Origin of the sequence: Vulcanisaeta sp., assembly GCF_049966235.1 — an archaeon.
GTDB classification, from domain to species: Archaea; Thermoproteota; Thermoprotei; order Thermoproteales; family Thermocladiaceae; genus Vulcanisaeta; species Vulcanisaeta moutnovskia.
On the sequence record NZ_JBMFVA010000011.1, the window covers coordinates 13,754 to 27,489 of the forward strand.

12 protein-coding genes are annotated in these 13,736 nt (G+C 45.7%); 7 read left to right on the plus strand and 5 right to left on the minus strand.

Translation table 11 applies throughout. From position 1 onward, the window contains the following. Positions 1-598: 598 nt before the first annotated feature. The 3 genes from ACP5L5_RS07430 to ACP5L5_RS07440 all read right to left on the minus strand — a co-directional run bounded on the left by ACP5L5_RS07430 (position 599) and on the right by ACP5L5_RS07440 (position 4,408). A complete protein-coding gene (locus ACP5L5_RS07430) occupies positions 599-754 on the minus strand; it encodes a hypothetical protein (RefSeq protein WP_428762737.1) in 156 nt (51 codons plus the stop codon). Positions 755-1,518: 764 nt separating this feature from the next. Then, positions 1,519-3,195, minus strand: coding sequence for an amidohydrolase (locus ACP5L5_RS07435; RefSeq protein WP_428762739.1), 1,677 nt, complete (start codon positions 3,193-3,195; stop codon positions 1,519-1,521). Beyond that, positions 3,170-4,408, minus strand: a complete 1,239-nt coding sequence (locus ACP5L5_RS07440) for a Zn-dependent hydrolase (RefSeq protein WP_428762741.1) — start codon at positions 4,406-4,408, stop codon at positions 3,170-3,172. The genes ACP5L5_RS07435 and ACP5L5_RS07440 overlap by 26 nt, the downstream gene beginning before the upstream one ends. 104 nt (positions 4,409-4,512) lie before the next feature. On the opposite strand from ACP5L5_RS07440, the gene ACP5L5_RS07445 reads away from it, so the two are divergent. The 4 genes from ACP5L5_RS07445 to ACP5L5_RS07460 all read left to right on the plus strand — a co-directional run bounded on the left by ACP5L5_RS07445 (position 4,513) and on the right by ACP5L5_RS07460 (position 9,071). Continuing rightward, a complete protein-coding gene (locus tag ACP5L5_RS07445) occupies positions 4,513-5,853 on the plus strand; it encodes an MFS transporter (RefSeq protein ID WP_428762742.1) in 1,341 nt (446 codons plus the stop codon). Between the two features lie 261 nt (positions 5,854-6,114). Further along, positions 6,115-6,414 (plus strand): hypothetical protein, encoded by a 300-nt coding sequence (locus ACP5L5_RS07450; protein WP_428762743.1) that lies wholly within the window; start codon positions 6,115-6,117, stop codon positions 6,412-6,414. 333 nt (positions 6,415-6,747) lie between these two features. Beyond that, a complete protein-coding gene (locus tag ACP5L5_RS07455; protein WP_428762745.1) occupies positions 6,748-8,139 on the plus strand; it encodes an APC family permease in 1,392 nt (463 codons plus the stop codon). Then, a complete protein-coding gene (locus tag ACP5L5_RS07460; RefSeq protein ID WP_428762747.1) occupies positions 8,136-9,071 on the plus strand; it encodes an acetamidase/formamidase family protein in 936 nt (311 codons plus the stop codon). Before ACP5L5_RS07455 ends, ACP5L5_RS07460 begins: the two co-directional genes overlap by 4 nt. Positions 9,072-9,096: 25 nt before the next feature. Here the strand turns inward: ACP5L5_RS07460 and ACP5L5_RS07465 are convergent, their stop codons facing one another. Further along, positions 9,097-10,494, minus strand: a complete 1,398-nt coding sequence (locus tag ACP5L5_RS07465) for a 2-oxo acid dehydrogenase subunit E2 (RefSeq protein WP_428762749.1) — start codon at positions 10,492-10,494, stop codon at positions 9,097-9,099. A 53-nt stretch (positions 10,495-10,547) separates the two neighbouring features. Here ACP5L5_RS07465 and ACP5L5_RS07470 point away from each other — a divergent pair, with 53 nt between their 5' ends. Together ACP5L5_RS07470 and ACP5L5_RS07475 are read left to right on the plus strand one after the other, a co-directional pair. Then, positions 10,548-10,829 carry a lipoate protein ligase C-terminal domain-containing protein gene (locus ACP5L5_RS07470; RefSeq protein ID WP_428762751.1) on the plus strand — a complete coding sequence of 94 codons (282 nt, stop codon included), beginning with the start codon at positions 10,548-10,550 and terminating at the stop codon, positions 10,827-10,829. Continuing rightward, the gene (locus ACP5L5_RS07475; RefSeq protein ID WP_273302219.1) at positions 10,819-11,610 is read left to right on the plus strand and encodes a biotin/lipoate A/B protein ligase family protein; all 792 of its coding nucleotides are present in this window, start codon (positions 10,819-10,821) and stop codon (positions 11,608-11,610) included. Before ACP5L5_RS07470 ends, ACP5L5_RS07475 begins: the two co-directional genes overlap by 11 nt. Here the strand turns inward: ACP5L5_RS07475 and ACP5L5_RS07480 are convergent. Continuing rightward, complete coding sequence (locus tag ACP5L5_RS07480) at positions 11,599-12,609, minus strand: NAD(+)/NADH kinase (RefSeq protein ID WP_428762753.1); 1,011 nt, start codon at positions 12,607-12,609, stop codon at positions 11,599-11,601. The two genes, ACP5L5_RS07475 and ACP5L5_RS07480, sit on opposite strands and share 12 nt — an antisense overlap. A gap of 113 nt (positions 12,610-12,722) precedes the next feature. Here ACP5L5_RS07480 and ACP5L5_RS07485 point away from each other — a divergent pair, with 113 nt between their 5' ends. Further along, positions 12,723-13,733, plus strand: a complete 1,011-nt coding sequence (locus tag ACP5L5_RS07485; protein WP_428762755.1) for a thiamine pyrophosphate-dependent dehydrogenase E1 component subunit alpha — start codon at positions 12,723-12,725, stop codon at positions 13,731-13,733. Positions 13,734-13,736: the final 3 nt, after the last annotated feature.

Sequence of the window (13,736 nt, forward strand, 5' to 3'; positions counted from 1 at the left end):
TGTGGCTGCGGCGTTACCGAACTCGTAGTGGCCGTCGTTATGTAGTCCCTGGACGCCGTGACCTCGACGGAGTCGTTGCTAATCGAGATAATTAACCCACCATTACCGCCTGGGCTGCCCTCGTAATTCTCATAATGAGGAGTGTGATAATGACCTGTTAAGCCAAGTCCTAACTAACAACTCCTCAACTACCCTAGAGAGATCCTTGAGCTTCAAGGGCATATTGCGAGGATAGCAGGTTAATCATTGTTTGGAGTAGGGAAGAGGAAGCCCTATGCCATCTACAATGCCTAGTATGGCAGACAATGGGTGAGGTAGTCAGGGGCATGATGCATGCGCTAACTTATTAAGCCATTATACGGTAACTATTTATGGCTTTTACATCTTGTCTGTGATAGTGCCTTTACCGTTATTATGCGAGTTCTAGATGCGTGGCTCTCCACAACCATAATACCGTCCTCAGTATAGATAAGCTCATCTCTAAACCTTGGCTAGTATTCTCAGGGATATAAAACCCAGGATTAGTGTTGAGCAATGTAGGAAAGTTAAGAAAAGGCATATGAAGCTAGGAAGTATAATTCGAATACTATGAATGCCGCTACAAGCAGGTCTCCCTTATAATCCTATTGGACGTCTTGGTCTCAGAACCTAGATGAATAATTGCGGTCGGTCCTGACATACCGAAACCAGCAATTAGCATACCCACGGCAAAGCCGCTTAACCCTCTTGATGCCAAGCGATAATTATAAACCACGAGAGTATTGTGAGGACCCAAGCATAGATTACGTTAACTAGGAGAGACTAAGGAAAATGGTGTTAGCGAAGCTCGATGAGGAAGACCTATCAAAGGGTTGATAATTGGAAAGAAAACGTTCATTTAAATATTTAATTTCTATTCTGTTTCTATTACTATGCTACATTTTACTTATAACTTCTACGCCTTACCTGCAGTGGCAATACCTCTATTGTTACTACGTGGGTTTTGAATACGTAGTCCCCCATCGCTACAACACCATCCCCATGTAGACCAACCTATCCTTGAATCCCCCAAGGCTAACTCATAAAGGCCAATCAAGGCCGTGATAAGGGCAGGGAAGAATTACCACCTGGCGGAGGCATACACGGACCACGAATAACGAGTGAGGCCCAAGAAACAAACCAAAACCAGAAGCAAGCAACTGATTAGGCAGGCACCAACCGCCCAAGGCACACGGCCGCCTTGCTATTAAGTCTCGCCCTTATCGTGACTTCATGCACGTTGGCACACACGTACGTAATACAGGAGTGCATCGTATTGCATTACCCCCAATGCTATGGCTTTAACTATTTATTGCGATTATAATGCGCAACTACCTATCTTAGCCAGGGATTTCATGGTACCACTAGTACTAACCAAGAGACATCTTGATGAGGGCATTAGGATATTCGAAGATGCAATCAAGGAGCTATCCCGTAAGACTAGATGAGACTTATTAGTCATTAACAGCACAGCTATAGAAATATACCATGTTATTTTTATTAAGCAACCCTTTTATGCATCATTTTACCATTTATGTAGGTGGCTATTACTAAGTTTTTTATTATGTTATCATTGCTTAGGCAATTTATGGGGTCCCTTAGGCATTGGGTTAGTAGGTTTAGGTCCCAGACCACGAAGTCTGCCTTTTTGCCTGGTTTTAGTATTCCGATGCTGTTGTCGTTGGTGCATTTTTGGGCGTTTAGTGTGTAGAGTTTTAATGCGTCGTATAGTGATATGTCGCTCCACATGGGGTTTGTTTCGTGAATGCTAGTTAACGTGCTCACTATGTCATTTATGTAATAGGTTCTGTAGATGCTTGTTATCAAGCCATAAATGGGATTATGATTTATTACATCGGAGTCGGAACTATTGCATACGATAATGCCTTGTTCTAGATAATTCCTAATGTTCATAAATCGATTAGTTCTTATTGGGCCTAAATTACTTATTATCAACTTACCGAGAAAGTGCATGAAGCCTGTCTGTGTCTCTATCATCACGCCATTTCTTCCTATTCTCTCAATATCCCGAGACGTTGGTGCATAGACATGGATTAGCGTGAAAGAGACACTGAGGTATTTCATCTTCATATCCTCAATTATATTCAACGCCTCCTCAACGGCCTTATCACCAATTGTGTGTATGCAAATCATTTTATTAGGGAACTCGCTGAGCAAATAGTCTATTGTTTTTCGGAGCTCCTCGAGGTTCCACGTTGGGATTCCTCTATTGTCGTCATCGATTTCAGTAAAGTTCTTGTTCCATGGGTCTCTCATCCATGCCGTCCTCGCTAGTCCACTGCCGTCCATGAATATTTTGAACCCGAGAAACGTTAATTTCTCGCCCTCCCTAATCATGCGTGCAATGGCGACTTTCCTTTTGGCGTCTTCGTACGAGAAGACAGGTAGGCAAATCTTGACCCGTACTTTGAGCATACCGCTTTCGTTAAGTTCATTTAACGCCCGAATCCTTAGTTCCTCGTCAATATCGCTCCCGGTACCCCCTGGGTCCTTAACCGTGGTTATTCCTGTTTTTAGGTATTCGACCTGGATCTTAAGTATGGCCTCCTTATAGTGATTTACCGTGAATGGTGGTATGAGCCTTCTCACCAGGTCCATGGCAGCCGGCTCGTAGAGAATTCCATTCGGTGTTCCGTCAGGTTCACGTCCTATCAAACCACCAGGTGGATCCTGTGTGCTTTTAGTGATATCGGCTATCTCTAGAGCCTTGCTATTGCAGACTGCGTAGTGCCCCGATGTATGCATTATGAAGACGGGTTTATCACTAGCGGCTTTATCTAGATCCCACCGGGTTGGTAATCTCCCTATCTTCCCTTCATAAAGGCCATAGCCTAAGATCCATGGGAATTCAGCTTTACCGCTAAATTCTCTTATTTTCTGTATGATATCATCGATGTTGTGAGCATCACCGAGATTTACCATAAATGTGTAATGAAGTCCCGTCATTAATAGGTGGTTGTGAGAATCTATAATGCCTGGCGTTATTAAATAATCACCGTAATCTATGACTTCTACATTACTTAATTCACTGTTTGATAACGCATCTAGAACCTTCTCTATATTGCCCGTTGCTTCATTAAACAGTAAGTATTTTCCATACGGTTTTTCAGGGTCCATGGTATATATTATTTTAGCCTTCGCGACCTTCATGACCATCAAGCCTCCTAACAGTTTCAGCCAGTACCTTGAGTCCGTTTATTAGGTCTTCGTTCTTCGTGAACTCCTCCTTCGTGTGGCTTCTTCCGTTGACCGAGGGTACGAATATCATGCCAACCCTACTAATCCTAGCCATGTACTGGGCATCATGACCAGCCCAACTCCACATAAACCTATACCTCAAACCCAAGTCCCTGCAGACATTCTCAATGGTCCTAGTAACCTCCCTATCAAACTCCACCTTGCCGTGCATGAATAAATCACGGTGTTCAAACCCAACACCTAAATCCTCGTCAATTGCCCTTCCCACATCAATTACGTACGTAACTGCCTTATTTACCTCATCTTCGTACGGACTCCTGATGTCTAAGGTAAAGCTCACCTCGCTCGGTATGACATTGTATATGCCCGGCTTAACATTAATAATCCCGACAGTAGCCCTAAGTCTCTCATTGGAGTCCCTAATCAATGCGTAATCCCTAATAAACTCTATGAACCTGGCCATCGCCAGGACGGCATCCCTCCTGAGGGCCATTGGTGTTGGGCCGGCTTGATTAGTCTCGCCGGCAAACTTAATCTCTAAAACCCTAATGTTCACGATACCAAGTGGTATACCTATTTGGTAACCTTCTCTCTCAAGCACAGGTCCTTGCTCAATGTGGAGCTCAAGGTAGTACCTTGGCGGGTCATGCATGAGCCTATTGGATTCCTCACCCATGAAACCAGACGCCCTTAATGCATCGCCAAAGGTTATACCGTCCTTATCAACCCTACTGTAAACAAAATCCCTTGTAAAGACGCCGGTGGTTAGTCCAGAACCAAGTAATGATGGGATCCACCTGGCCCCCTCCTCATTCGTGAAGTCAATAAGCATTAACCTATGGTTCTTAATCTCATCCTTAAGTCCGCGGACCACCTCCAACCCAGCTATTACGCCATAAGCACCATCAAACCTACCACCACCAAGCACCGAGTCTAGGTGGGAGCCTATGGCTATTGCCGGCTTCCCACGATCACCGACCTCAGCAATTATATTGCCAGCATCATCAAACCTGATACGGGCACCAATCGCACTAAGCCTAGCAATCAACTCCCTCCTAACCCTAATATCATTTTCACCCAGGGCAAGCCTATCCATGCCAAAACCCTCAACCCAACCAACCCTACTCAACACCTCAAAATCATCAAGAAAACGCCCAAAATCAACAGGCATGACTTATATTCTAAAAATTTATACTTTTATTTTTTCTCTCAAATAATAGCTCCTATTTCAAGGTAATAGAGAAAACTTAAAAATAAACTATATTGATTTAAAGTATGCCTAGCTCGAATGTTGGAGGGAAAGTGGTTTTCCCTTTAAAAACTGCTGTTATGGCTAGTATATCTCAGTGGTTGGGTTATGGTTTTGATGCATATGATATGACACTTGTCGTTGGTCTTACACCATTTCTCAATAAAGCATTACTACCTGCTAAAATACCGTCATTTGTAGCTACAGTCATCATATTGCTAGGTTTCTCAACCACATTATTACTCAGACCTATTGGCAGTGCATTATTTGGTCACTATGGTGATAAACTAGGCAGAAGAAACACACTACTTATGACACTAAGCGGCTTAGGAGCTTCATCCGCTCTTTCTGCTGCGCTTCCCACATACGGACAAGTCGGCCTACTAGCCTTTGGATTATATGTGACGCTAAGAGGCGCCGTGGGTTTATTCGCTGGCGGTGAGTACGCAGCTGGTCATCCCTTCGCCATGGAGCAGGTTACACCAAAATGGAGGGGTACCTTTGCAGGTTGGGTTCAGAGCGGTTGGCCTCTTGGTAGCGGTCTTGCCGGCACCGTCATTCTCCTATTTGAGAGGTGGTTGGGACCTGGCATGTACGTCGTTGGTTGGAGATACGTATTTCTCACCGGCCTTATACCGGTTGCCCTTGGCCTAGCCGTTAGACTCGCTATGAGGGATACGCCATTATTCCAAGAATTGAAGAAGATAGGTAAAGTCGAAAGGACACCATTCTTCAACCTATTTAAACCACCAACACTATGGAACTTCCTCCAGGTTCTTTTAGTTACAACGGGCGCGGCAATAAACTCCTACGCCATACTTATGGCAATGCTAAACCTAATACCAGCAGCTGCTAAGGCTCCCGCAGAAATGATGGCACTCTTATTACTTATATATGGCTGGGTTGGACTTCCACTTGACATAATATCAGGTACCCTAACAGACTTTGCCGGTAGGAGACGCTTATTCATTTATACATCCATAATATATGGTATTTTAACAATACCAATTCTGTATGAATATAGTATAGGATTTATACATGGAATAGTGAATTATGTATACCTAGGATTAATACTAATGATGCTCTCAGACTGCTTAATGTGGGGTTCCATGCCTGCGTATTTAACTGAGAGATTTCCAACTGGCAGAAGAGCAAGTGGTGTTGGTTTTGGTTATAGTGCAGGGCTGATAATACCTGCATTCACATCATACTATATTTATTACCTACATACCACTCTTTCAGCGATAGAGGGGCCCATACCCTGGCTAACTACGGCCATATACTTCATAATAGGATTTATACTCTTCGGTATTGGAGCATATCTAGGCCCAGAAACAAGGAATATAGATCTAAGAGAAATAAAATAACTAAGTTTATCCTTTGCTACCCCTTCTCTTAATGCTCGCTGGAACATTAATCCCCATGAACATTCACGGTCCGTTACTGTTACAACGGCACTCATGACAAGCCACCTTACTGCTTTCTCGTTATTATTCAGTTCCTAAATAACGGGGCTGTTTCCGCGGCGCTTTTTCGCATCGAATTCTAATTACTTAGTCCTTGGTCCCTCACCGTAGTGCATAGAGTCGTATGGGGTAAAAGCATGAGCCTTAGTTGGACTAGCCATCATGGGCTGGGCATTAATCGTACTCTTCCTACTCCCCGCAGTGAATAGTTACAGTGAGACTTTGGGTCATTACAATAGTTTGATCACGTGTATGGTTCGGTATAGGGCTTTGGTTAGTAACTACACGGTGCTCGCCAACCAAGGCCTTGCCATGGCCGAGGCGCTGAGTAACCTAACGACGGCAAATATCTACGCACTAAATCAGTCAATGTCACTCCTCAACAACGTGCACCGCGAATTAATGGGCCCTAAACAATACGCTGGGCATCAACAGCCAAGTACTCAATCAAGTAATGACTGAGTTGAGGGTTGTCAATGAGGACGTAACCATCAACAAGCCACTTTGCGGATTTGTCAAGCCTATCAATCAAATGAGGTGACCAAAAAGCCCAGCGAGATCTTTGAGGTTGTGGATAATTGTGTGACCTGGCAATTGGATGTCTTCTTGGTCTCGACTTCATTGCCATCCTTAACGGTTAAGATGGGGTTAGGGAATTGTCCCATTTATTGTGTGTTATTGTGCATATTGTGTAAATAGTCATGATCAATGCCGAATATTTTGAATATATGGTCTTTAATTAAAAATATGTTTGGAGGAAATGCTTTAAAAATAGAATATATAGTTCCGAGAACGATGGGTAAGGAGTCTAGTTATGGGTTAAAACGCGGTGTTGTAACCTTCTGGGAGCTTGTTTTTCAATCACTAAGTTTTACAGCACCTGGGATAGCGGCTCTAGCCACGTTAAGCGGTGCTGTGGCCTTCGCCTACGGGTCGGCGCCACTTTCGGTTATTCTTGCAGCACTGGGTGTGGCGTCGGCGGCGTATGCCGTCTATGAATTCTCCCTCAAGGTTGCATCCAGCGGTGGCTACTACAGGTATATCGAGAGGGGGTTTGGACCCAGGGTTGGTGCGTGGAGTGGGTGGTTATACATACTGTATGCAGGTGTTGCCGCAACACCCTTTATTTACCTAGAGACTGCCTTGGCCGTCCAATACGGATTATCCGAACTAGGTATCAACCTCCCGAGTTGGTCCTGGTTTCCGCTGGGTATTGCCGATGCACTACTCGCCCTGGTGCTACCTTACCTAGGCATTAAACCCTCAGTTAAGTACATGCTCTGGACAGGCATGATAGAGATAGCAGCCCTAATGCTCGGTGGTGCAATCATAATTGCATTATCCCCCAAGCCCTGGGACCCACTCGTATTCACACCGGCATATGCACCAGGCGGTTGGTCTGGGGTTGGTATGGGCCTTGTCTTCGCCTTCACGGCCTTCGCAGGTTGGGGCTCAATGACATTCCTAGGCGCAGAGGCTAAGGAGGCTCACGTAAACATCAGGAGGGGCGTGATTGCCGTTGTTTTGCTATTATCCGTATTCTTCATATTCATGATGTACGCACTAATAATTGGCTGGGGACCCAGTAACGCATCTACCTACTTCCAATACTTCATACCTGGTATAACCGAAGCCGTTAAGTACGGCTTATTACCCATAGCCATCCTCTGGATGATTCTAGTGACGAATAGCGGCTTCACGGATACTATGGCAATACTAAATGCCGTGGCCAGGGACATGTACACCATGGCCAAGGACAGTGCCCTACCCCAATGGCTCTCAATGACACATCCCAGGTACAAGACGCCGCACAGGGCGCTGGTACTCGATACAGTAATCGGCCTAGCACTATTTACAGCACTTGGCTGGACCCTAGGACCACTAAACGCATTCTTAATAACTGGGCTTTGGGGCGGTATTGCAACCTCCATCGAGCACCTCCTAATAAACATCGCACTACCACTATACTCTAGGAAGAGGGACTTCTTCAAGTGGACCCACGTAGTAATACCCGCCATAGCCTCGATACTATACATATTCGTATTATACGCAACTGCAGTAACAACTGCAATAAGCCTACCGGTCATCGTGGCAGTAACATTTTTAGTGGCTTGGTTCATAATAACTGGGGTAATATCCTGGAAAAAACCAGTGGTTCCAAGGCTTGAGGAGGGTGAGGAGCTGTGATAACGATTGACGGGACTAGGGAGGAAAACCTACACTACAGGTGGAGCCCAAACCTAAGGCCCATAGCCAGTGTCAGGGATGGTGATGAGGTCACCGTAATCATACCAGACTCATCAACCATGCAAATAAGGCCAGGAATGACCGCAGAGGACTTGGCAAAACTCGACTCATCAAAATTCGACGCCGCGGTCGGGCCCATCTACGTCGAGGGTGCAGAACCCGGCGATGCATTGGCTGTTGACATACTCGATATTGATGTCGGTGATTGGGGGTGGTCAGCAATACTTGGCTTCATAGGGCTTCTCAAGGGCAGGTTTAGGGACTTACTCATTCACTGGAGGATTAGCAATGGTTACGCAGAGACAGCGGGCGACTTCCTCAAGGGCATCAAGATACCCGTAAAACCCTTCCTCGGCGTAATCGGCGTTGCACCCAGGGAGGGTGAGTTCGAGATGATACCACCACAATACTTCGGCGGTAACATGGACAACAAACTCCACGGAGTCGGAGCCAGGGTATACCTACCGGTCAACGTCAGGGGTGCCTTATTATCGCTGGCCGATCCACATGCTAGTCAGGGTGATGGTGAGGTGACTGGAACAGCAATAGAGACAAGCGCAACAGTTAGGATCAGGGTCAACGTGATTAAGGGCCTGGGCATAAGGAGGCCATTTACAGTGGCCTCAATCAAGGACGAACCAACCAACGTCATCGCGACCATGGGCATATCCAGCGATTTATACCAGGCGGCTAGGGATGCCCTTGAGGACATGCTAACGATACTGAGCAAGCTCTATGGGTTAACACCCGAGGAGGGTTACGTACTAAGTAGTGTGATTGGAAACCTTAGGATCTCGGAAATAGTTGACGAACCAAACTACGTAGTAACACTAACAATACCAAGAAGCATAATAGAAGGGATAAGGCAATGAAAGTTTTACCTAGTGAGTTGTTTAATTATTTTATTGCGATTTTTATTTGTGTTCCTTGAGTTAATGTGTCGTGCACTGGGCATCTTTCCTCGGCCTCCTTAATTATATCGTTTATTGCATCCCTTGGTGCTGTTGTTGATATACTCAGTTCAATACTTACATGAGTCAAGCCAGCCCTCCCAGTCTTTGTGAGACCCTCAAACCTGGCTGGGTTTAGTGAACCGGTCACCGTTAATTGCATTGAGTCTATCTTAACACCTCTCTCCCTGGCTATCTTCCTAATGGTTACATTCATGCACCCAGCTAGGGCAAGTAGTAAGTATTCTATTGGGTTTGGCGCTGTGTTTGTACCTCCCGCATCCTCTGTCTCATCAACCATTACCCTGAAGTTCCTTATGGTAGCCTCAATCCTAGTATCTGACAGTGAAACCGCGCTTAGGGTATAGGAAACCTCAGGCGGAGACGGTAGTCCAGGCAGTACTCCCTGGGGCTTCTCAATCAACTCCTTGAGCCTACCCAGGAATTGAGCGCCTACGTAGCCATCAATCACCCTGTGATCAAGGGTTAGGCTTAGCGGTAGGAGTTTTCTCCCATTGGTATCCCTAATCTTCCCAACACCGAGTATCGCGACCTCCGGCGGGTTTATTATTGGTGTGAAGTAAATGACCTCTGTCATTCCCAGGTTACTTATTGTGAATGTGGACCCAGTCAACTCCTCAGGCGTTGCCTTCCCCTGCCTAACATCATCAATAATCCTCCTAATGCCCTTGACAAGAGCATCCAGGTCCATTGTGTCGGCGTTCTTAACAACACCCACGAGGAGGCCATTATCCGTTTGTATTCCAATGCCTAGATGCACGTGGTTAAATACCCTCATCTCATCATTAACAACGTGGGCATTAAGGCTTGGGTAGTCCTTAAGCGCCTTAATTACTATGTATGAGAGTAGTTCTGTGTATGAGTAATCCCTGAACCTCTCTTCCCTAAGTTTCACGAGTTCCGTGGCATCCACGTCCATGTGCAGCGTGTATTGTGCTGCGGTTCTCAGGCTCTCGGTCATCCTGTCAGCAATAACTCTCCTAAGACCCTCGATCTTAATCACTGAGTACTCCCTAACCTCGGGTGCGGTAATAACCTGTGGTGCTGGTTGTGGTGTAGGTGCTGGCGCTGGAGCTTGTGGTGCTGTTATCTCCTCAACCTCCACGAGTGGATCGCCAGGCTTGACCTTAGTGCCCTTCTGGGCTATTATCTTCGTTAATTTACCATCCACTGGGCTCTCCACTATGTATGTGGCCTTAATGACCATTATTTGACACAGGGGTTCCTTCTTCTTCACAATGTCACCTTCCTTCTTATACCACTCTGTGATGACTCCCGGTCCGTACCTATCGTAATTCCAGAGATTGGGTACTGTAATAAGCATAGCAATTGCACCTAATGGGAATTTTTAAATATTGACTAGGACTTTATTTATAGATGTCCTTGATTAATGAGTATAAGGCTAAGAAGGGTTTGATAAGAGTTAGATTGAGACTTAGTGATGATGGCAGGATAACCTGGATTAGAATAACGGGTGACTTCTTCATGTACCCAGAGGAGGCATTGCTCATGCTTGAGAAGTCGTTGACTGGTGTTAAATTCAGTAGGGGCGATGTTAGTAGAGTTGTTCATGAGTTCTTCAATAGTGGTGTTAAGGTACCATTCGTTACTGAGGAGGATTTCGTTGAGGCAATAATGGGTGTTCGCCATGAGGGTTAGGCTTGTGGAGCATGAGTTCCTGGATAACCCAAGGATGAGCCTGGCGGTTGAGGAGGCGATATTCAGACTCATGATGCTCGGCAAGTCACCACCAACCCTCTGGTTCTGGAGGCATAGGAATGCCGTTATCATTGGTAAGTTCCAGATCGCTGAGGAGGAGATTAACATGGACGTTGCCCAGCAATACAGCATTCAAATAGCTAAGAGGGACACTGGCGGTGGCGCTGTTTATCAGGACCTCGGTAACTTAATATACTCCGTGATAGTGCCTGACGTCTACGGCATGAGTAATGACGTAGTTAGGATGTACGAGACAATGATAAACCCAGTATTACTGGCCTTCAAGAGACTTGGTGTTAAGGCTGAGAGCCCTGGACTTAATGATGTGGAGATTAATGATAGGAAGGTCCTTGGCTCAGCCGCGGGTTTGAGGGAGGGCTTTGTGCTATTTCACGCAACCATGCTCATAAGGAGCAACCTAGATATGCTTGCCAGGGTCCTTAAGGTTCCCAAGACAAAGCTCCAGGATAAGGGTGTTACCCAGGTCAGTCATAGGGTTGGTAATGTGTATGACCTAACGGGTAAGGACATGGATGAGGTTAAGGGCGCGTTACTCAGGGGTTACTCGGAGTACCTGGGCTTTGAGTACTATAGGGATGAATTAACTGAACGTGAACTCAGACTTGCTGAGTACTTATATTATAATAAGTATAATAGAGCTGAGTGGGTCTTCGGTAGGGAATTCATTAGCGTTGAGATACCCAGGGAATTACTTGAATGATTCGAAGAACCCCCTCTCCTTCGCTATACTGAGGGTTTTCCTATAATCAATTACAAATGGACCACTCCTGACAGCCTCAACCACCAAATCACTCCCTGGATCAACCATGAACTCCCTCTCACCATCCAGTGCTATTAACGTCGAACCAGGGCTTAACTGAACCCTCTCACCGAGTCTCACCTCCCTGACCTCCTCAACGTTGAGCCTACTCATGCGGCCTGGCGTTATTGCTGTCCTAAATGACTTACCAGTTCCATTCCTCGATAACCTAACGTATATTGCCTCATCATTCTCATGACCAACCTCCTTAAATAAGCCGGCTATTGATGATAGGCCAATATTATACGGTGCACTAAGCACTGTGAAAACCTCCCTAATGTACTCAGGCTCCCAAATTGCCCTGGCACCTATATACTGATAGGAAGTGGATACCGCATCCACAATAGCCATATCCCTATACTCACCATCTTCATAAATCCTAATAACCTTAGTCCTGTACGCGCCTTCCTCAACCCCGACATAACCAAGTACTATGGCCGCTATGGCCTCCGCAGCAATAGTGGCCTCTATCATGTATGGAAACACGTTATTCGTACCAGTCGATATTGGCATGACAGGCACCTCAATACCAGTCTTGGCAACTATCCTATTCGTCCCATCGCCACCAAGGACTATTAATGCATCAACCCTACCAATCATGTACCTAACCGCATCATAGGTATCAACCCAAGTACCACTAACCCTTATTGGGGCATACTCATACTCAATACTCTCAATAACATTACTCGGTAGTGAGTGTAATGCGGTAGTTACAATGCCCTCGGGCTCAGGCATTATTACGTACCTATTAATACCAAGATCAAGTAAGGTCATTATTAGTTTACGCACAATATTCATCTTCTCAGAATTATCAAAGACACTGGCGTAGGCAACCAACCTCCTAATGTCTCTACCAGCCTGTGGATTAATCACGAGACCTATCACGGGGTCTCTAGGCATAAATGAACATAAGTCATTACTATTTATTTACTTTTTGTCATGAATTACATTCATAGACCATGAATATGCAAATCATGGCAAAACTTAAAAGAAGTAAAATTAGAAACATTGTTATGGCACAGAGGGAGGAGTTAAGTAAGGATAAGCTTATGTGGATGTACGAGACCATGGTCAAGATAAGACTCCATGAAAATAAGGCCGCAGAACTCTTCGCCCAGGGTAAGATCAAGGGCTTTGTACACCTATATGTCGGTGAGGAGGCCGTGGCCACCGGTGTCATGGCCGCATTGAAACCCGGCGATGTGATTACGGGGACTCACAGGAGCCACGGTCACTACATCGCCAAGGGCGGCGATCTGAAGGCATCCTTCGCCGAATTATTTGGCAAGAGGACGGGTAGTAATAGGGGTAAGGGTGGTTCAATGCATATTGCTAATCCAAGTATTGGCATGCTCGGTGCCAATGGAATGGTTGGTGGCGGTATACCCCATGCGGTTGGTGCTGCATTGGCCTTTAAATTATTGGGTAGGGATAATGTGGCCGTTGCCTTCTTTGGAGAGGGTGGTTCGAATCAGCAGAACTTCCATGAGGCGATCAACCTAGCTGCAATTTGGAAGTTACCCGTTGTATTCGTATGTGAGAATAATCTGTATCAAATATCACTTCACTACTCGAAACAACAATTAATAACCAGCGTTGCCGAGAGAGGAAAGGCCTATGGAATACCCGGCGTGAGTGTTGATGGACAGGACGTACTGGCAGTTTACGAAACAACAAAGGAGGCTGTTGATAGGGCTAGGAGAGGTGAGGGACCAACACTAATAGAGGCCAAGACATATAGGTTCAGGGGTCACTTTGAGGGTGATCCGCAGATCTATAGGTCCAAGGACGAGCTTGAGTGGTGGATGAATAATAAGGACCCAATTAAGTTATTCGAGAAGTACCTACTTGAGAGAAGCATAGCAACTAGGGAGGAGCTTGACGCCGTGTGGAAGCGCGTGTCTAATGAGATTGAGGAGGCCGTGAAGTTCGCTGAGGATAGTCCATACCCAGAGCCCGAGGAGCTTTATGAGGATGTATTTGCAAAGCCAACAAATGGAGTATTAGTTTGGAGGTGGGAGTGAGGT